The 21,236-nt window shown below is 33.0% G+C and carries 19 protein-coding genes; 15 read left to right on the forward strand and 4 right to left on the reverse strand.

Annotation, left to right across the window (positions count from 1 at the left end):
* Nucleotides 1-5: 5 nt before the first annotated feature.
* From NOU10_RS04630 to NOU10_RS04640, 3 genes are all read left to right on the forward strand, one after another.
* Nucleotides 6-1,031, forward strand: coding sequence for a PTS glucitol/sorbitol transporter subunit IIB (locus tag NOU10_RS04630; RefSeq protein ID WP_003699444.1), 1,026 nt, complete (start codon nt 6-8; stop codon nt 1,029-1,031).
* A gap of 37 nt (nt 1,032-1,068) precedes the next feature.
* Entirely contained in the window at nt 1,069-1,449 is a 381-nt protein-coding gene (locus NOU10_RS04635) for a PTS glucitol/sorbitol transporter subunit IIA (protein ID WP_003699445.1), read from the forward strand.
* A 66-nt stretch (nt 1,450-1,515) separates the two neighbouring features.
* Nucleotides 1,516-2,196, forward strand: coding sequence for a fructose-6-phosphate aldolase (locus NOU10_RS04640; RefSeq protein WP_255906161.1), 681 nt, complete (start codon nt 1,516-1,518; stop codon nt 2,194-2,196).
* Nucleotides 2,197-2,256: 60 nt separating this feature from the next.
* Here NOU10_RS04640 and NOU10_RS04645 read toward each other — a convergent pair whose 3' ends face one another.
* On the reverse strand, nt 2,257-3,252 hold the full coding sequence (locus NOU10_RS04645; protein WP_081537282.1) for a D-2-hydroxyacid dehydrogenase: 996 nt from the start codon (nt 3,250-3,252) through the stop codon (nt 2,257-2,259).
* A 205-nt stretch (nt 3,253-3,457) separates the two neighbouring features.
* Between NOU10_RS04645 and NOU10_RS04650 the strand changes: the two genes are divergently transcribed.
* The 12 genes from NOU10_RS04650 to pflA all read left to right on the forward strand — a co-directional run bounded on the left by NOU10_RS04650 (nt 3,458) and on the right by pflA (nt 18,648).
* Nucleotides 3,458-4,507: a PTS sugar transporter subunit IIC gene (locus tag NOU10_RS04650; RefSeq protein WP_014573619.1), complete on the forward strand. Its 1,050-nt coding sequence runs from the start codon at nt 3,458-3,460 to the stop codon at nt 4,505-4,507.
* 839 nt (nt 4,508-5,346) lie between these two features.
* On the forward strand, nt 5,347-5,619 hold the full coding sequence (locus NOU10_RS04655; RefSeq protein ID WP_250201101.1) for a helix-turn-helix transcriptional regulator: 273 nt from the start codon (nt 5,347-5,349) through the stop codon (nt 5,617-5,619).
* A 194-nt stretch (nt 5,620-5,813) separates the two neighbouring features.
* Nucleotides 5,814-6,971 (forward strand): chloride channel protein, encoded by a 1,158-nt coding sequence (locus tag NOU10_RS04660; protein ID WP_255906191.1) that lies wholly within the window; start codon nt 5,814-5,816, stop codon nt 6,969-6,971.
* Between the two features lie 457 nt (nt 6,972-7,428).
* Nucleotides 7,429-9,063: a peptide ABC transporter substrate-binding protein gene (locus NOU10_RS04665; RefSeq protein WP_255906163.1), complete on the forward strand. Its 1,635-nt coding sequence runs from the start codon at nt 7,429-7,431 to the stop codon at nt 9,061-9,063.
* 261 nt (nt 9,064-9,324) lie between these two features.
* A complete protein-coding gene (sufC, locus tag NOU10_RS04670) occupies nt 9,325-10,104 on the forward strand; it encodes a Fe-S cluster assembly ATPase SufC (protein ID WP_003702968.1) in 780 nt (259 codons plus the stop codon).
* Between the two features lie 12 nt (nt 10,105-10,116).
* Nucleotides 10,117-11,367, forward strand: coding sequence for a Fe-S cluster assembly protein SufD (gene sufD, locus NOU10_RS04675; RefSeq protein ID WP_255906164.1), 1,251 nt, complete (start codon nt 10,117-10,119; stop codon nt 11,365-11,367).
* Entirely contained in the window at nt 11,354-12,580 is a 1,227-nt protein-coding gene (locus tag NOU10_RS04680; protein WP_255906192.1) for an aminotransferase class V-fold PLP-dependent enzyme, read from the forward strand. Before sufD ends, NOU10_RS04680 begins: the two co-directional genes overlap by 14 nt.
* On the forward strand, nt 12,577-13,026 hold the full coding sequence (sufU, locus tag NOU10_RS04685; RefSeq protein WP_255906165.1) for a Fe-S cluster assembly sulfur transfer protein SufU: 450 nt from the start codon (nt 12,577-12,579) through the stop codon (nt 13,024-13,026). Before NOU10_RS04680 ends, sufU begins: the two co-directional genes overlap by 4 nt.
* Nucleotides 13,019-14,422, forward strand: coding sequence for a Fe-S cluster assembly protein SufB (gene sufB, locus NOU10_RS04690; protein ID WP_003702990.1), 1,404 nt, complete (start codon nt 13,019-13,021; stop codon nt 14,420-14,422). Before sufU ends, sufB begins: the two co-directional genes overlap by 8 nt.
* Before the next feature lie 192 nt (nt 14,423-14,614).
* On the forward strand, nt 14,615-15,199 hold the full coding sequence (locus NOU10_RS04695; protein WP_255906166.1) for a VIT1/CCC1 transporter family protein: 585 nt from the start codon (nt 14,615-14,617) through the stop codon (nt 15,197-15,199).
* Nucleotides 15,200-15,517: 318 nt separating this feature from the next.
* Nucleotides 15,518-17,785 carry a formate C-acetyltransferase gene (gene pflB / locus NOU10_RS04700; RefSeq protein ID WP_255906167.1) on the forward strand — a complete coding sequence of 756 codons (2,268 nt, stop codon included), beginning with the start codon at nt 15,518-15,520 and terminating at the stop codon, nt 17,783-17,785.
* A gap of 26 nt (nt 17,786-17,811) precedes the next feature.
* Nucleotides 17,812-18,648, forward strand: a complete 837-nt coding sequence (pflA, locus tag NOU10_RS04705) for a pyruvate formate-lyase-activating protein (RefSeq protein WP_003703006.1) — start codon at nt 17,812-17,814, stop codon at nt 18,646-18,648.
* Nucleotides 18,649-18,739: 91 nt separating this feature from the next.
* Here the strand turns inward: pflA and NOU10_RS04710 are convergent, their stop codons facing one another.
* From NOU10_RS04710 to NOU10_RS04720, 3 genes are all read right to left on the reverse strand, one after another.
* Nucleotides 18,740-19,618 carry a patatin family protein gene (locus tag NOU10_RS04710; RefSeq protein WP_255906168.1) on the reverse strand — a complete coding sequence of 293 codons (879 nt, stop codon included), beginning with the start codon at nt 19,616-19,618 and terminating at the stop codon, nt 18,740-18,742.
* 258 nt (nt 19,619-19,876) lie between these two features.
* On the reverse strand, nt 19,877-20,179 hold the full coding sequence (locus tag NOU10_RS04715; RefSeq protein WP_003699490.1) for a hypothetical protein: 303 nt from the start codon (nt 20,177-20,179) through the stop codon (nt 19,877-19,879).
* Between the two features lie 517 nt (nt 20,180-20,696).
* Nucleotides 20,697-21,221 (reverse strand): hypothetical protein, encoded by a 525-nt coding sequence (locus tag NOU10_RS04720; RefSeq protein WP_255906169.1) that lies wholly within the window; start codon nt 21,219-21,221, stop codon nt 20,697-20,699.
* Nucleotides 21,222-21,236: the final 15 nt, after the last annotated feature.

Here is a 21,236-nt window from a genome sequence, read left to right on the forward strand (position 1 = left end):
GAACTATGAGTAAATGGAACAGTATTAAAATCGTAAAAGGCTCAGGTGGTTGGGGTGGCCCAATCGTTGTAACACCAACAGAAGAAAAACATAAAGTAGTTTACGTAACAGGTGGTAACAGACCAGATATTGTTGATACAATTGTTGAATTAACAGGTATGGAAGCTATTGATGGTTTTAAGACAGCAATTCCTGATGAAGAAATCGCATTAGCAATCGTTGACTGTGGTGGTACTTTACGTTGTGGTATTTACCCAAGTAAAAATATTTTGACAGTAAATGTTCTTCCAACAGGTAAGAGTGGTCCGTTAGCTAAATACATTACTCCAGAATTATATGTATCTGCTGTAACTCCAAAACAAATTTCATTAGTAAATGCTGAAGACGCAGAAGCAATTGTTAAGCAACAAAATGAAAAGGCTACCAAAGAAGAAACTGCAGCTGATAAAGAAGACGGAATAGATACTTCTAAGACGTTGACACAACAAGGTCATGGTGGCGGATTTATCGCTAAGATTGGTATTGGTGTAGGTAAAGTTGTTGCTACATTTAACCAAGCTGCTAAGGAATCAGTACAAACAGTTTTGAATACAATTATTCCATTTATGGCATTCGTTGCTTTGCTAATCGGTATTATCATGGGTTCCGGTATTGGTAACTGGTTCGCTAAAATCATGGTACCTCTTGCAGGGAACGTTTGGGGCTTGATGATTTTAGGTTTCATTTGTTCATTGCCATTCTTATCACCATTGCTTGGACCAGGTGCTGTAATTGCCCAAGTTATCGGTACTCTAATTGGTGTTGAAATTGGTAAAGGTCATATTCCTCCACAATATGCATTACCAGCATTGTTCGCTATCAATACTCAAAATGCTTGTGACTTCATTCCTGTTGGTTTAGGTCTTGAAGAAGCTAAGCCAGAAACAGTTGAAGTTGGGGTTACATCTGTATTGTACTCACGTTTCTTAAACGGTTTACCTCGAGTATTTGTAGCATGGTTAGCTAGTTTTGGATTATATTCAGGAAAATAAAAGTAAAAAATGAATTGATGATGAGGTGTGATTTATTATGTTCTTACAAAAGAAAAAGACTAAACTTTACGAAACAGAAGTTATAGAAATTGGTGAAGAAGCTAAGAATTTCAAGGAAATTAAAATGGTTATCTTATTTGGTGAAGGTGCTCCAGATGCACTTAGACCATCCTGCTACATCATTAAAGTAAACGAATTATCTGGCGAAATAAAGGCAGGCATGACTTTACAAATTGATGATGAAAAATATAAAATAACAGCAGTAGGTAACGAAGTTCAAACTAACTTGAAGAACTTAGGTCATATAGCTATTAACTTCACAGGGGATAAAACTGCTACATTACCAGGATCAATGTATGTAGAAGAAAAGGAATACCCTGAAATTAATGAAGGTACAAAAATTGCTATTATAAAATAAATTAGGAAAGCATAGGGAGCGTTGAGGTTTCTCTATGCTTTTCTAGCATGAAAGGACAAAATAGATATGGAATTTTTATTAGATACAGTTGATTTGAAAAAGATTAAATATTACTGTGATAAATTAAATGTTAAAGGAGTAACTTCTAATCCAACGATTCTAAAAAAAGATAGAGTAGGCGATGATTTATTCGTACATCTAAAAAAAATAAAGGAAATTATTGGAGATGAAAGAGAACTCCACGTACAAGTTGTAGCACCTTCTGTATCTGGAATGATAGATGAAGCTTACAAAATTGTAGATGAAGTAGGCAAGGATGTATATATTAAAGTTCCAACTACTTTAGATGGGTTAGAAGTCATGAAAAAACTAAAGGCTGAAGGAATTAGAGTAACAGCAACTGCAATTTATACGGAATTTCAAGGTTATCAAGCAATTAATGTTGGTGCTGACTACTTGGCTCCTTACTATAATAGAATGTTAAATCAAAATATTGATTCAGCTGAGGTTATTAGAAATCTAGCTAAAAGGATTAACTTAGATAATAGTAATACTAAAATTTTAGCTGCAAGTTTCCATAATGTAGCACAAGTAAATGAAGCATTAAGCAATGGTGCTCAAGCTGTAACAGTTGGTCCTGATATTGTGACATCTGCTTTTAAGATGCCATCTATTTCTCAAGCTGTGGCAGATTTTAGAAATGACTGGGAAAGTCTATATGGTGACAAAAATATAAATAACTTATAGTAAGTATAATAAAAAACCTCTGAGATAGATTCTCAGAGGTTTTTATCAGGAATAAACTAATTAGTTTACACGTGTTGAAGCATCGCCAGTTTCCAATACTTCCAAAGTAGCATTTAAACCACCTTCAACTAAGTTTCTAACAGCTTCATCAGTGTAGTATGCTACGTGTGGTGAGTAGATAATCTTATCAGATTCAAGTACTTTCTTGAATGTTTCGTCTTCAATATCTTTTCCAGTTAGGTCAATAGGAACTAATGGACCTTCGTGTTCGTAAACATCAAGACCAGCTCCAGCTAAAAGACCATCGTCTAAAGCTTTCAATAAATCTTCTGTATCAATTAAAGCACCACGAGCCATGTTAACTAATACAGCGTCAGATTTGAATTTCTTGAACATTTCGTAGTTAAACATGTGATGGTTTTCCTTGAAAGCAGGCATATGTAAAGAAATAATGTCTGCATCGCGGATAGCATCTTCTACGGAATCACGATATTCTAAGATACCGTCTAATTTGTCACTAGGATATAGATCATAGCCAACAACTTTAGCACCAAAACCATGGAAGATTTTAGCTACATGGTAACCAATACGACCAGTTCCGATAACAGCAACTGTCATATCGCCGATAACACGACCTCTGATTTCAGGTTCCCATGAGAAATTATGTTCTTTAACACGTTTTTCAATTAATGGGAATTTACGTACTAAGTTCAATGCTGTAGTTACAGTGTATTCAGCAATTGATTCCGGAGAGTAGCTAGGCACGTTAGTAATAATAATGCCATTTTCTTTAGCAGCATCTAAATTGTACATATCATAACCAGCACTACGTTGTGCGATTTGTTTGATACCAAATTCTTTCAATTTAGGATATAAATCGTCAGTAACTTCCGCTACTTGCATTAAAGTTAGACCGTCAAAACCCTTAACTTCATCAATAGTATCGGATGTAAGGATGTCACTAGTCATATCAATGTTAACGTTGTGTTCTTTTGCCCAGTTTTCAGCCATTGGACGTTCTTCATCACGAACACCAAACATTTTGATTGAAACCATTAAAAATTCCTCCTCATATAAATGATAACCTTTACAATATATATTATATCATTATTATAACAGAATGCTTAAATATAAAGGTTAAATTTAATTAATTTTTTACACTTTCTTCTAATGAAGTAAAGAAACTAAAGAAAAATATATTTACATTGCTCACAACGTCACTTATAATATATGTATATTTTACATAAAGAAGGTGACGAATTTGGAAACAACAAAGATTACACCCAAAGTTTTCATTGATCGTGTTTTAGGCGGTACTGCCATCGGGATTATAGTTGGTTTAATTCCTAATGCTGTTCTTGCTGCTATCCTTAAAATGTTCGGCACTAATCCTTTTGCCGTGCATCTAGGACAAGCAGCAATTATTTTCCAATTAGGAACACCTTTAATTATTGGTACATTGATTGCCCAAAAGTTTGGCTTTGATGGCATGAAGATGACCGTAGTTGGTGGAGCCGCATTTGTAGGTTCTGGCGTAATTAAATACTTCCCAGCGTTAAATAAAACTGGTGCCTATGTAGGTGCTGGAACAGGTGATATTATTAACACTATGTTAACAGCATCGATTGCAGTTGGATTAATTCTGTTGATAGGCGATAAATTTGGATCAGTAGCAATTGTTTTAACACCAATTGTAGTAGGAACAGGTGCTGGCTTAATTGGATTCTATATGTATCCATATGTTACAGCGATAACTTCCGCAATTGGTAATGTGATTAACACATTTACAGAATTACAACCAGTTTTAATGTGTATTTTAATTGCCTGCTCTTTTGCAGTGTTAATTATCTCTCCAATTTCAACAGTAGCGATTGCGATGGCTATCCAAGTTAACGGTTTAGCTGCTGGTGCTGCTGCAATGGGAGTTGCTGCAACAACACTTGTACTTGTAGTAAACTCATGGAAAGTTAACAAGCCAGGGGTAACAATCGCGATAGCCTTAGGTGCGATGAAGATGATGATGCCTAACTTATTTAGACGTCCAATTATCTTAGTACCATGTTTCTTTACAGCAATAATTTCTGCAGTTCCTGTAGCTTTGATGTCAATTTCTGGTTCTCCTGCTTCCGGTGGTTTTGGTTTAGTAGGTTTAGTAGGACCATTAGCATCAATCGAAAAAGGCTTAGGCGTTGTCGCAGCATTGCTAGCATGGTTAGTTATTCCAGTTATTGCGTCACTTGTCGGTCAATTCTTATTTGAAAAAGTATTTAAGTTATATGACCGCAAAGATGTTTTTGAATTTTTAGGTTAGAAAATATTAGAGTTGAATAATTGATGAAGACACTAGAGAAATCTGGTGTCTTTTTTAACAGTAAAATATTAAATTTTTAGATATAAACACAGGAGAAATTCTAAAATTTATGCAAATAAAGCGATGCCAAAATTTATTTTGCATAAATTAGGAAATTGGTCCTATGTCGAAATCGCCAAAATTAACCTAACAGTTTATAGTTTAATGACCTAAGCTTTGTTAGTATATAAGTATACCGATGAAGCTAGTGGATAAGGTGTGACAAGCCGCCTAGCCATACATCTCTTAATAACTACTATGACGAAATATACGGATACGTTTATTTTTTCTAATTTCCACTTGGGTAGTACTAATTGGGAGCAACGAAAAAAAGTTGTGTAGAGAGAAGCAAGGGGATTCATATCTGAAACTAAGACACTTACCGTCAGGGATTCATAATATGCCATCTTCAGTTAATTAAGGCTGATTACCTTAGGAACCAAAAGAAGAATATCAATTAAGAATTCGTGTCGTGAAGTTGTAGCGATGCAACTATAACTGACGAGTAAGGTTTGAGTAGCCAAAATCGACAATCTTACATTAACTGGAACATTGCACATGTTTGGTGAAAATTGGATAGGAAAAGGTCTATGCCCTGAACTTGAAATGCGGACTAGGTCATGGAAGTTGCTAGCCATGATGTGCTAGTTTGATTCAGTAGTCTAATAAGTCCAGATACAAGAGTATCCCACGTAAACCAATACGCGTCGGTTTACATAATTTTTAGTCAATGCAAATTTTGCGTTGGCTATTTTTGGTATAAGTGTTAGAGGTATGTATAATTAAATTGAGGTGATTACATGAAGCCAATGTATATTTCGATAAATTCAGAAAAAACTGGTGCTAACCTAAAAAGTTTATTCAAAAACAATGGGTACAGTGTACGTGATATTCAATCAGTTATGGGATTTGAGAATCCACAATCCATTTATAAGTGGTTAACTGGTAGATCATTACCTAGTTTGGATAACTTAGTCATTCTCAGTAAGGTTTTACATACTACAATCGAAGACATCCTCGTTGTTGACGGGGATGTTGTTTTTTTATTTTTTATAAGAAATAATTTACGATAATTAAGAATTTAATACATACTCTACAATAGTTCTAGCCTAGAAGCATTTAATATGGTAATCTTTTAAAAGATAATATAGGTAAAGAGACTTAAATTTAAAATTGAAATAAAAATTTCTTGAAAATTGTATCAAGTGGGTGATTGTTGGTAAGGATGTTTGAAAGAAAAAAAGTTTTTTTAGTTTTGTTAGGTTTAATGTATAGTAGTGTGCTTGCTTTGATTTCCTATGCATTTATTATGACTGAAAAGATACTAAGTTATATTTTGTGGGAATCAGTTTCTCAATGGTTGCATGTAAATTTTGTGTATTCGTTACTAGTATTAACCATTTTATGTAGTGTGGTTATTTTTTTAAAGATTAAATGGGGTAATTTACCTAAGACTAGTCATGAATTATTACACGAATTTAAAGCTAAAGGAACAGCATCATATAGAAAGACATGGCATAGTTTATTGTTAGCTTTAGTGATTTTAATTTCAGGAGCTGGAGTTGGTCCTGAGGCTCCTTTATTGGGAGCAGTTATTGCTTACTCTATTTGGCAGGCAGATAAACTTAGATATTTAGAAGCAAATTGGAACCAGTTGGAAAAATCTAATCCTATAAAGTGGATAAAGTATATTTTTCATCCTAGTCATTATTTGTTATCTTATTCAATTAATCAAAAGAAGATTGGAAAAACTTGGCGAAACTTATTAATTGCGAATGGCTTACTTGCTTTTTGGTTAATGATGAGATTAACTGATCAGCCATCATTTGTGACTAAGTTAGGAAAAACTAATTGGTCTATGGTAGATTTATTAGTATTTTTACCTCTTTGTTTGTATGGATTTGTTTTTGGTAAAAGCTATAGTTGGTTAAAAAAAGTAATTTTTATAAATTTAGATCATTTGAAGATCTCTTTACCATTTAAAATTTGTATAGGTGCAATGGTTATTTTCTTAATGAAACTATTTGTTCCAACGTTACTATTTTCGGGTCAACATAGTTTACATACTGTTGCTAAACTCGGTATGAGTACACCTGTTGTAATGTTATTTATTTTATCTCTTATAAAGTTATTGTTCTTAGATTTATGTTTATGGACAGGATGGACTGGAGGGGACATTTTTCCAGTAACATTTGCAGCTTTTCTACAAGGATTTGGAATGGCACAACTTTTTCCACAAATAGATAGTTTATTTGTTGTCTTAGTTGTTAGTGTATCTATAGCTATCACTCTCCTTAAAAAAGAATGGTTAGCAGGTATCTTTATAAGTTTATTTTTCCCAATTACTCTTTTCCCAGTTTCGTTACTTGTAATTGGATTGACAATTCTGGGGAGAAAAATAAGAATGAGATTTAGTAGGATATAACTATTTATCAATTATTAAAAATGTAGACATTCGCGTTGTTAACGGGAATGTTATTTTTTACTAAAAGAATATTTTGCAAGTATGATTAAATTTTATTGACAAAAGTATAGTAAAGTTATATGATTTGGTTAATGAAATGAGAGGAGTGTGAATATTATGTCAAAATTTATTAATACACAATGTTGTTGTTTAGTAACATGTTGTCCAGTAGGCAACATGGATTTTGGCATGCAGAAAATTAGACTCACACTTCCAAGATTGGATTAATCCGTATATATTTATTATCGGTACCGATGCAAATTAATCTAATCAGTTAGTTTATAGAAGATGAAGATAACTGAACTGGACTTGCGATTCTAATTTTTTGGAGTTGCAAGTCCTTTTTTATTTATCTGGAAGGATGATGTGTTCTTTATAAAAAATATGTCTTATTTAATACATAGAGGGGAAAATGAAGATGAAAAAAATTAAAGCAATTATTACAGGAATATTTATAAGCTTAACAGCTGTTTTATTAGTTGCATGTGGAAAATCTACTAGTGAAAATTCTAAACAAGTTTTAAATTTAAGTACAACTGGACCATTAGATACTATTGATATTTCTAAGTCTACTGGTTATGGTCAAACAGGAAATGTTTTTGAAAGCTTTTATCGACTAGGTAAAGATGGTAAGGTAACCCCTGGACTAGCTAAGAGTGGTCAGGTTTCACAAGATGGCAAAATATGGACTTTTACTTTGAGAGATGCAAAGTGGAGTAACGGTGATAAGATTACTGCTCAAGATTTTGTATATTCTTGGAAAAGAACAATTGATCCTAAGACAGCTTCACCATACGCTTATTTGTTCTATGATGTAAAGAATGCCCAAGCTATCAATGAAGGTAAGATGTCAGCTGACAAGTTAGGAATAAAGGCTGAAGGTGATAACAAGGTTGTTATTACATTAGATAGACCTATATCATATTTTAAAGTCTTAATGACATATCCATTATTTGGACCACAAAATGAAAAAGTAGTACAAAAGTATGGTAAGAAATATGGAACTAATTCTAAATACATGGTATATTCAGGACCATTTAAAGTTAAAGATTGGAATGGTACTTCGGATAAATGGTCATTTGTAAAGAATAATCAATATTGGGATAAAAAAGTAGTAAAACTACAAAAGATTAACTATCAAGTAGTTAAAAATACCAATACAGGTTATCAATTATTCCAACAGGGCAAGTTGGATTTAACACCATTATCTAGTGAGCAAGTTAAGAATCTACATAACAAGCCAGAATTCAAGCAATACTCTTATTCTTACGTTGCATATTTAGACTATAACTTTAATGATTCTAATGAAGTAAATCGTAAGGCACTAAATAATAAGAATATTAGATTAGCTTTATCATTGGCGATCGACAGAAAGACACTTACAAAGAAAGTTTTCGGCGATGGATCTAATGTACCAACTGGTTTTGTAGCATCTGATTTAGCTAATAATCCGAAAACAGGTAAAGATTTCGCTGCAGAACAAAAAGTAGATAATACAGTTGACTATAATGAAAAATTAGCTAAAGAATATTGGAAGAAAGGGTTACAAGAAATTGGTGAAAAGAATTTGAATTTCACAATTCTAGCTTCTAATGAAATGGCTAATAATGATGCTTTAACTCAATATCTACAATCACAATATACAAAGGTATTGCCAGGAATTAAGGTTTCTGTACAAAACATTCCTGGAAATAGTGCATTATCTAAAGCTCGCAAAGGTAACTATGATATTTATGTATCAGGTTGGGGTGGAGACTTCAAAGATCCAATCACATTCATGCAGATTCCAGTTACAGGAACTTCGTACAATTATGGAAAATATTCTAATAAAGAATATGATGCTTTAATTGAAAAAGCGCAAAATGAAGATGCCAATGATGCTAATAAGCGTTGGGAAGATTTAGTAAAAGCAGCTCGAATCTTTAATGCTGATCAAGGTGTAACGCCTCTATATCAACAAACAACATCTTATATGCAAAATACAAAAGTGAAGGGTATTATTCAAAATACTGCAGGCACACAATGGAATTACAAATACGCTTATATTAAATAGGTAAAAACTCGTCTAGAATGGTTTCTAGGCGAGTTTTTAAGTTGTGCTAAATAATTTGTATAAGAGTATTGATTATGTTGTATGTAAGCGTTATTCTATATTTGTAAACTTATTATAAAGATTATTACTTAATTACAAATAAATTTAAGGGAATATATTGTAAAAATACTTAAATCCAATCGTTAAGTTAGGTAATTTGTCTTATAATGTTATTGATAAGAAAATTCCAGGAAAGGTAACTATTTTATAGTGGTGATTTAAATGTCAGTATTAGAAGTTAAAGATTTACATGTAACTGTTGAAGGAAAGGAAATTTTAAAGGGCGTTAATTTAAAGATGTCGACTGGTGAAATTCATGCAATTATGGGTCCGAATGGTACTGGGAAATCAACACTTTCTTCAACTATTATGGGAGATCCTGCTTACAAGATTACAAAGGGAGATATTTTATTGAATGGTAAAAGTATCATTGATTTACCAGTTGATGAACGTGCTAGAATGGGACTATTTTTGGCAATGCAATATCCACAAGAAATTCCAGGAGTAACTAATGCAGAATTTGTTAAGAGTGCAATTAATGCTCGTCGTCCTAAAGATGATCCAATTCCTTTAATGGACTTCATCAAACGTTTGGATGAAACTTTAGAAACATTGGATATGTCTGAAGAAATGGCTGACAGATATTTGAACGAAGGCTTTTCTGGTGGTGAAAAGAAACGTAATGAAATTATGCAGATGATGATGATCAGACCCGAATTCGCAATATTAGATGAAATTGACTCTGGACTAGATATTGATGCACTTAAAGTCGTTTCTCGTGGTGTCAACCAAATGCGTGGCGATAATTTTGGATCTTTGATTATTACTCACTATCAAAGACTCTTGAACTACATCGTTCCAGATTATGTACATGTTATGATGGATGGCCAACTTGTCAAAACTGGTGGCCCAGATTTGGCAATTCGTTTGGAAAAAGAAGGATACGCAAAACTTCGTGATGAACTTGGTCTAGATATTAAATTAGTTGATGAAAATGCTTAGGGGGCTTGTACAATGAAACAATTATCCATAGATGAATTGATTGAACTTCGAAAAGAGCCCGAATGGTTTAGAGCTAAGCGAAATGAAGCTAAACAATTAATTGAAACTACTAAATTTCCTAGTTTCCAAAAAATTAAGTATCATGACTGGGATATAAATGTTGATGGGACGAGTGTAATTGATGATCAACCTAAATTTGATACTAACGCTGATGTCTATCAATATGCTAGTAATAAGGCACAAATTAAGTTACCATCAGAATTTCTTGATAAGGGTGTAATTGTCGAAGACTTTGAAGATGCTTTGATTAATCATGAAGACATTATGAAGAAATACTTTATGGAAAAAGGATTAAAAATGGACGATAATCGCCTGTTAGCAGAACATGTAGCAAATCTTCAAAGTGGAGTTTTAGTTTATGTACCTAAAAATGTAGACTTAGAAACACCATTAACATGCGAATATATTCAAAATTCACGAGTTGAGGAAGATTATATTCATCATGTACTAATTGTTACAGAAGCAAATAGTTCACTATCTTATGTAGAACGTTTAAAAACAGATGGTGATAAGAGTAATACAGCTAATATTGTAGTTGAAGTTATTGCTGGTGATGGGAGTCACATTCACTTTGCTAGTATCGATAATTTAAGTAAGAATACAACTGCCTATATGAATCGTCGCGGATACTTACAAAGAGATTCCAAGATTGACTGGGCAATGGGTATGATGAATTCTGGTTTAACAATCGGTGATTTTGATTCTGATTTAGTTGGCGATGGCTCTCATGCTGAATTAAAAGTCGTAGGTATTTCAACAAGTGATCAAATTCAAGGAATTGATACACGAGTTACAAATATTGGAAAGAATACAATCGGTCACATCTTACAACATGGTGTTGCTTTAGATGCATCCGAATTAACTTTCAACGGCATCGGACATGTAATGAAGAGAAGTAAAGGCTCTGATGCACAACAAGAAAGTCGTATTTTAATGTTATCTCCACAAGCTAGAGGGGATGCTAATCCAATTTTGCTAATTGATGATAATGATGTTACTGCAGGACATGCGGCAAGTATTGGTCGTGTAAATCCTGAACAATTATATTACTTAATGAGTCGTGGCTTACAAAAACGTTTAGCTGAAAAATTAGTAATTAGAGGTTTCCTAGCTCCTGTTTTAGATGAAATACCTTTGAAAGAAATTCGCAATGAGTTTAGTGAATTGATTGAAAGAAAGGTAAGTTATGATGAAGAAAACTAGTGATTTAAGAAAAGATTTTCCTCTTTTAGAAACTAAAATGAACAATCAGCCTTTAACTTACTTAGATAGTGCAGCTACTTCGCAAAAGCCTAAGCAAGTAATTGACGAAATTGCTGACTACTATAATAAATACAATAGTAATATTCATCGTGGTGTCTACAATTTAGCAGTCGAAACAACTGATAAATATGAAAATGTAAGACATAAAGTGGCAAATTTTATTAATGCTTATCGCGATGAGGAAGTACTTTTTACCAAGGGAACAACTCAAAGTTTGAACTGGATAGCACAAGGTTATGTTAGATATAACTTACATGAAGGCGATGAAATTGTTACCACCTATATGGAGCATCACAGTAACATTGTTCCATGGCAAGCAATTGCACAAGAAAAGAATCTAAAGGTAAAGTATGTAACTTTAACTAAAGAAGGCAAACTTGATTTAGACGATTTAAAGCAAAAGGTTACTGATAAAACAAAGATTGTAGCAGTTACTCATGTTTCTAACGTTTTAGGAACAATTAATCCAATTAAAGAAATTGCAGCTATTGTTCATCAAAGTAATGCAATTTTAGTAGTTGATGGTGCTCAATCTGTACCACATTTGTCGGTAGACATGCAAGATTTAGAGGCAGACTTCTATGTATTTTCGGGACATAAGATGTTAGGGCCTACTGGAATTGGTGTTCTATGGGGAAAGTATGAACTCTTAGAAAAAATGCATCCTTTAGAATATGGTGGAGAAATGATTGACAGTGTAACAACTGAAAAATCAACATTCAAAGAGATTCCTTGGAACTTTGAAGGTGGAACTCAAAATATTGAAGGTGTACTAGGTCTTGGTGCTGCGATTGATTATTTGGAAGAAATCGGAATGGAAAATGTGGCTCGAAACGATGAGGACTTACAAAAGTATGCACTTGAAAAGTTAGCTAATATTAAGACTATTGAAATTTATGGTCCCAAAGATCCTGATCAAAGATGTGGAGTAGTATCCTTTAATTTGAAAGGTATTCATCCCCACGATGTAGCAACTTTTTTAGATGCTGATGGAATTGCAGTTAGAGCTGGTCACCATTGTGCACAACCACTTATGGATTGGTTAGGTGTGAGTGCTACTTTGAGAGCAAGTTTCTATTTTTATAATACTTATGAAGAAATCGACAAATTAGTAGATTCTCTAAAGAAAGTAGAGGAATTTTTCCAAATATGAGTAATTTAAATAATTTATATCGACAAGCAATTTTAGAAGAGGCTAACCATCCACGACATAAAGGTAAATTAGAAAATAAAAGTGTTGAAGTTGAATTGAGAAATCCAACTTGTGGCGATGTTATTACCTTAACTGCATTAATTGAGGATAATAAGATAAAGGATATTGCTTTTGATGGCTATGGTTGCACAATTTCTCAATCATCCGCAAGTATTATGACAAATGAAGTATTAAATAAAGACTTCGATACAATAAAAAACATGGTATTGTCATTTTCCGATATGATTACAAAAGAAGTAAAACCTGATAGAAAAGTTTTAGGTGAGGCAATAATTTTAGAAGGGGTTAAACAATTTCCCGCTCGAATTAAATGCGCAATGTTATCATGGAAGGCAGTTTATCAACTTATTGAGAAGTATGAAGGAAAGGGTGAAAAGAATGATTAGTGAAGATATAAAAGACATTGGTGGCCAATATAAATATGGCTTTAAAGATGATATTGAACCAATTTATACAACTGGTGAAGGTCTTAGTGAAGAAGTTGTAAGAAATATTTCTAAAGCTAAAAATGAACCTGAATGGATGTTGGATATTAGATTGGCTGCTTATGAAAAGTACAAGACTTTGAAGATGGCTAATTTTGGACCAGATTTGTCAGAATTGGATTTAGATCATATTAATTATTTTAGACGTGATACTGATACAGTAGCTAGAAAGTGGGAAGATGTGCCACAAGAAATTAAAGATACATTTGATCGTTTGGGTGTACCAGAAGCTGAACGTAAATATTTAGCTGGTTCTTCTGCTCAATATGAATCAGAAGTTGTTTACCATAATATGAAAGAAGACTTTGCCAAAAAAGGTATCATATTTATGGATACAGATTCTGCAGTTCAAGAATATCCAGAATTAGTAAAGAAATATTTTGGAAAGTTAATTCCAGCAGATGATAATAAAATGGCAGCTCTTAATACAGCTGTTTGGTCTGGGGGAACATTTATTTATGTACCTAAGGGAGTAAAGGTTGAAACACCTATTCAAAGTTACTTCCGAATTAATGCCGGAAATTCAGGGCAATTTGAAAGAACACTAATCATTGTCGATGAAGGTGCTAGTGTTAACTATGTAGAAGGTTGTACAGCTCCTAATTATTCACAAGATTCCTTGCATGCAGCAGTTGTTGAAGTAAATGTTTTAAAGGATGCTTATTGCCGTTATACAACAATCCAAAATTGGTCTAATAATGTGTATAGTTTGGAAACAAAACGTGCCAGAGCTTTGGAAAATGCTACTATGGAATGGGTAGATGGGAATCTTGGTTCCAAGGTAACTATGAAATATCCAAGTATCTATTTAGATGGCGAAGGGGCACACGGAAATATGTTATCCATTGCATTTGCAGGTAAAGGTATTGACTCTGACACTGGCGCAAGAATGATTCATAATGCTAAGAATACATATTCATCAACTGTATCAAAATCTCTCTGCAAAGATGGAGGAATTGCTGACTATCGTGGGTATGTAAGGTTTAATAGAGATAGTGATGGTTCGTTTGCACACGTTGAATGTGACACTATCATTATGGATGATGAGTCTTCAAGTGATACAATTCCATTTAATGAAGTATTAAATAGTAATGTTTCAATGGAACATGAAGCTAAAGTTTCTAAAATTTCTGAAGATCAGCTTTACTATTTGATGAGTAGAGGTATTTCTGAAGAAAAGGCTACTGAAATGATTATTATGGGATTTGTTGAACCATTTACTAAAGAACTACCAATGGAATATGCAGTCGAATTGAATAGATTGATTGAGTATCAAATGGATGGTAGTGTAGGTTAATTATAAAAAAGCATACTTTTTAAGTATGCTTTTTATATTATTGTGAAACATGTATATAATTATAAATTTTGCTAAATTAGTACTAATTACTCATATGATGTATAATTTAATCGTGACGAAAGCGGTTTACATATATTTAACAGTATATATAAAAAATGATATTTTTGCGAAATTCGTGAGGAAGTGTACAAAGTGAAAGTTATACATGTACTAAGAGTAAAAACTAATTTTTTCTGGGATAGTTTGAATGTTATCAGAGCTAGTATTTTAGGTGCCAATGATGGAATTATTTCAGTATCTGGAATCGTGTTAGGTGCTGCAGGGGCTAATCTTGATAGTAAGACCCTTTTAATCAGTGGCTTGTCTGGCATGCTAGCTGGAGCTTGTTCAATGGCCGGTGGAGAATGGATATCTGTAAGTACCCAAAGAGATATTCAAGAAAAAACAATGGAAAGACAAAGACAGTTGGGAAATGAAGACTGTGAAAATTGTCCGATAAAATTGCAAAAGAACGATATCTTAATGCCGTTTCATGCTGCAGCTAGTTCTTTCTGCTCATTTATAATTGGAGCAATGATTCCATTATTGACGATGATCCTAGCAAGACCAGAACATCGCGTGGTATTTACATTAATTGCGATGATTGCCTCATTATCAATTAATGCAGTAGTTTGTACACACAACTCCGAGGTTTCAACTAGCAAAATAATTTTACGAAATGTTATAACCGGATTGTTAACGACGTTAGTTACCTTTATTTTAGGGGCGTCAGTATAAATACTTTTAAAGGTTTAAAGGTCCTATACCTAAATTTTATTGGGTATAGGGCCTTTTTTGTAATTTTAAGAAATTCTAAAATAAAATTAATGAAATTTATATTTTGATACATAAATCACATTTTTAAAGTTTATAAACTGTTATCAAAAATATTGTCATATTAACATTTCTAATGATTAAAATAAATGATAGCGTTTATAATATTTTTTGAAAATAAAAAACATTGTGAACAATTTTTCATTGAATTTAATTCAACTAAGGTGTAGTATTAACAGTGAAGAAAACGTTTTCTTAAAAATCACAAAGGAGGCTTTGAGTATGGTTGAAAAAACTCAAATGCAAAATGTTGATGTAAAAGATGCTTGGGAAGGATTTAGAGGAAAAGAATGGAAGGAAGAAATTGATATTCGTGAATTTATTCAAGATAATTTCACTCCTTATGATGGTGATCAATCTTTCCTTGAAGGACCAACTGAAGCTACAACAAAATTAAATGATAAATTAGTTGATTTAAAATTAAAAGAACGTGCAAATGGTGGACCTCTTGAAGCTGATACAAAAGTAGTATCAACAATTACATCTCATAAACCAGGTTACTTAGATAAATCATTAGAAAAAATTGTTGGTTTGCAAACCGATAAACCAATGAAACGTGCACTTATGCCATATGGTGGTATTAGGATGGCCAAAGGTGCTTTGGAAGCTTATGGATTTAAGATTGATCCAGAAACAGATTTTGTATTTGAAAATTTAACTAAGACACATAACCAAGGTGTATTTGATGCATATACGAGTGAAATTATGAAAGCTCGTCATAACAAGATTATTACAGGATTACCAGATGCATATGCTCGTGGTCGTTTAATTGGTGATTTCCCACGTGTTGCATTGTATGGTATTGATCGTTTAATCGAAGAAAAGAAAAAAGATTTGGAAAATTGTGGCGATGGTGAGATGACTAACGACATAATCCAAATGCGTGAAGAGATTTCTGACCAAATCAAAGCCTTAAATGATATGAAGATTATGGCTGAGTCTTATGGCTATGACATTTCCAAACCAGCTACAACAGCTAAAGAAGCAATTCAATGGTTATACTTTGGATATTTAGCATCTATTAAACAACAAAATGGTGCTGCTATGTCTATTGGTCGTATCGATTCATTTATCGATATTTACATTGAACGTGATATGAAGCGTGGTATTTTAACTGAAAAAGAAGCACAAGAATTAATTGACCAATTCACAATGAAATTGAGAATGGTATGCTTCATTCGTACACCAGCTTACAACTCACTATTCTCAGGTAACCCTATCTGGGCAACATTATCAATTGCTGGTATGGGCTTAGATGGACGTCACCATGTAACTAAGACATCATATCGTTTCTTAAACACATTGCATAATATGGGTGCCGCACCAGAACCAAATATCACATTACTTTGGTCTGATCGCTTACCTGAATCATTTAAGCACTATGCTGCAAGTGTATCTATTGCAAGTTCTACAATTCAATACGAAAACGATGACTTAATGATGAAGACATGGGGAACAGACTACTATGGCATTGCTTGCTGTGTATCTGCACAACCAATTGCAAATGGTATGCAATTCTTCGGAGCTCGTGCAAATCTAGCTAAGGCTGTATTGTATGCTATCAATGGTGGTAAGGATGAACTTACAAAACAACAAGTAGGTCCTGCATACGAACCAATTAGCTCAGAATACATTGACTACGATGAATTCATGAAGAAATTCGATGACATGATGGAATGGATTGCTGATATTTATGTAAATGCTTTGAACACAATTCATTACATGCATGACAAGTATTACTATGAATCAGCACAAATGGCATTGAAAGATACATTAGTAGATCGTAGCTTTGCTACAGGTATTTCTGGATTGTCTGTTGCTGCTGACTCAATTTCAGCTATCAAGTACGGACATGTTAAAGTAATTCGTGACGAAGATGGTATTGCTGTTGACTTTAAAGCAGATCATGACTTCCCTCGTTATGGTAACGATGATGATCGTGTTGACGATATTGCTGCATGGCTTGTTAAGGAACTATTTACTAAGATGAGCAAGCATCATCTATATCGTGGAGCTAAGTTAACAACATCCGTTCTTACAATTACTTCAAATGTTGTTTATGGTAAGAACACAGGTACTACTCCAAATGGTCGTCAAAAGGGTGAACCATTTGCACCAGGTGCTAACCCAGCATACGGAGCAGATACAACAGGTGCTTTAGCATCATTATTATCTGTTGCTAAATTACCATACAAGTATGCTACAGATGGTATTTCTAATACATTTGCTGTAACACCAACAACATTGGGTCATGATGAAAAGATGCAAGAAGATACATTAGTAAACATGATCGGAGGCTATATGAGAAAAGATGGTCATCATTTGAATATTAATGTATTCAATAGAGATACTTTATTAGATGCTCAAGCACATCCAGAGAAGTATCCAACTTTAACAATTCGTGTTTCAGGTTACTGTGTATACTTTGCTGATTTAACTAAAGAACAACAAGATGACGTTATTGCAAGAACCTTCCATGCTTCAATGTAATATTTAGAAGAGAGTAGGTGGAGAGAATGAGTGCTAATCCTTTATTGAATCCAGTTCCAACTAAAGACGGTCATGTCGTAGGGTATGTACATTCTTTGGAAACTTTTGGGGCTGTTGATGGACCAGGTATACGTTTTGTCGCTTTTATGCAAGGTTGCCATATGAGGTGTAAGTTCTGTCACAATCCGGACACTTGGAAAACAAGGGTAGGTTCACAAATGACGACTGAAGAAGTTCTAAATAAGGCACTTCCTTATCGTAGCTTTTGGGGTGACAAAGGTGGAATAACTTTATCAGGTGGTGAAATTCTATTGCAAATAGATTTTGCACTAGAGTTATTCAAGATGTGCAAGGAAGAAGGTATTAGCACTTGTTTGGACACTTGTGGACAGCCATTTACAAGAAGAGAACCTTGGTTTAGTAAGTTCAATGAGTTAATGGACTATACCGACATTCTATTAGTTGATATCAAGCATATTAATTCGGACGAACATAAGAGATTAACCGGATTCCCAAATGATAATATTTTGGATATGTGCGAATATCTTTCTAGCATAGGGAAACCTGTTTGGATTCGTCATGTCCTTATCCCAGGCATCACGGATAATGATGAATACTTGAAACAATTGGGCGAGTATGTTAAGGAAAATCTTCATAATGTTGAAAAATTTGAAGTATTACCTTATCATACAATGGGCGTTCATAAGTATCAGGAAATGGGCATCAGATATCGTCTTGAAGGTGTTGAGCCTCCTACGCCAGAAAGAGTAAAAAATGCTGAAAAACTGCTAGAAGTAGATAGATATCAAGGATATAAAGATTGGTATCCAGGCATTAATACTTTGGATCAACAACCAAGCTAGTTGAATTGGCAAATACAAATATAAAATAAAAACATGGTATCGCTTAGTTTTTACTAGGTAGATATCATGTTTTTTGCTTTTAAAATGTATTTTAGTCATATAGAGGTTCACTTTTTTGAAGATAGTTAAGCATTGCTTCAAGATTACTTTCAGCATCATTTTTACCTATATTATAGAGTTCAGTCATCTTTTTAATATTGTGTTCAAGTCTACCAACTTTAACTGGATCTTTAGGTGCTAGACAGAAAATTTCTTCATTCTGTTCAAGTTTATTTAAAACTTCAACAGAATGGTTATACATTTCAGGACGTCTGATAGCCGTTTTAACGAATTCTGGGTATTCCTTGAAACTATTACTGTAGAGGCGTTTTAAAGCAAAACTAGTAGGCTTTTTGCGATAATCACGCGGACGAGTACGAACAACTACAATTTTTTGAAAACCCATTTTTTGAGCGATATCAAAAGGGACAGAGTTAGCAATACCACCATCTAGACAAAGTCCTTTAGAAGTATTATGTGGCTTTGAGATGAAAGGCATAGATGAAGAAGCTTCTAAAGCATCAATTAAGTCTTGGCCAGGTTGGGGATTACGTAGCGTCACAGCTTTTCCGCTTTCTAGAGAAGTAGCTACAACAATAAAATCAGTTTCAGACTTTAAATAAGCTTTATTATCGAAATTATGCCAATCTAATCCATGATCATCAAATAAGAAATCTAAGTTAATAATACTTTCATGCTTAAAAGGGCGTGCTAAAGAGATATAGTCATGATCTTTACGGTATTTAACATTTACATTATAAGTTCTTTGATATTGTTTTGAAACGAAATTAGCACCATTTAGGGACCCTGCAGAAACTCCAATAACACAATCAAATTGAATATCATGTTCCAAAAAGGTATCTAGAACGCCAGAAGTATAGAGGCCACGCATTGCACCACCTTCTAAAACTAGAGCTGCATTGTAATACATGTAACCATTCCCTTCGAAAAATAACTAGAATTAATATAAACCTAAAAAGTAGATATAGCAAGAATACAAAGGAATAATAAGAGAATTTAAATATTTAATTAGTCAAAAACAATGCAACTGTAAAATATTTAACAAAAAAAACAACCTCTATCATTAAAATAGAGGTTGTTAACAGACAAATCTTTAATCAATTAAGAATACTTAAGTATATCCAAGATAAGTATTAAAATAACAACTTAATTTAATACTTATAATCGCTTATTCGACGGTTTTCATATATGATAATGCGTCGATACCCCTTAATGGTAAATAACTAGAGCTAATATTGGATTCATCAATATTAAGAACATAGTCTTCTTGAATGTTTGTAACTAAGTGAGACAAATTGTTAATTTGTTCAGATTCAAAGCGGTTAAAGGATAAATTACGCTTTTTCTTCATAGCATCTTCTAATGCACGGGAAATTGAAATATTTAAGTAATGTCCAGTTTCACTGTTAGAAATACGCCATTCAATCTTATTTTCGTCATTGTTTAACTTGCTAATAATAATTTTATTCATATATAATTACCACCTTAATAAATGTAAATGCTTTCCTTAACTTACAAATATAACTTTACTCTCATTTACGAATAAAAGCAAGGGTAAAAACAAAAATATAAGTAAATAATTGTTTTTACTTATTTAAAAAGTTGAATATCCATATAATATAAGGATTGGTATGTTAATATAATTGTTTTGATAAAGGATTATTGAATGGAATCAGTTATATAAATTAATGGTATACAAATTTGTCTTTAAAAACAACAGATCGTAGACAGATTATTAAAATCAAAATTAGGAAATTAATTTCCAATAAAATAAAAAGTTATTTTAACTTTCTGAAAAAATATGATTTTTGATAAACATCAAAATTAATCAATAAAGCTATAATGAGATTATATTACACTGTTTGGTTTTCTCTCTATCGATCTTTATGAAAAACGTACATTTTTTAGAAAGATGAATTAAGAATTAATCATGACAAAAAAAACCCTAATCTTTATAGTAAATTGGAAACTTTAAAGTGTATCTATTATTAAACAGTGTTAGAAGATCTTTGATCTAAGAATTTTTTATACTTTTCAACATACCATAGGTAATATGAACGATTATTTTCTTGATAAAATTTTTTATTCTCTAGCATAATGTATCCCAACAACTCATTTTTACCTTTTGTAGTGTTGGGTATAGGCAAAGCATCTTTACCATTTTTATGGGAAACTAATTTAACTTTTGTTGGACGTTCTAATTTATAATCTATTTTATGTCCTAATTTCTCATAGCTAGCAACTCTTGCATTAAAACTAATAACATCCCCAACAATTAGTTTTCCCAACTCAGTAAAGCCTCTTGCGTAGTTGAACCACAGATGATCTGTAACTAGATTGTTATTTATCTTAACATTTTTGAACATAATTGTTGGAGCTAATTTATCTCTATCTAATCCACGCCTATATGTAACTTTGTAACCACACCTTGCATATTCAGCTGTAAAATTATACCGTTTTTGACTTCCTAATTGAAGTAATTTTTCCCGAACATTCGAATCATGTATAGTCATTTTTCCCCACGCTTT

The sequence above is a fragment of the Ligilactobacillus sp. MP3 genome (assembly GCF_024436335.1).
Taxonomy (GTDB): Bacteria; Bacillota; Bacilli; order Lactobacillales; family Lactobacillaceae; genus Ligilactobacillus; species Ligilactobacillus salivarius.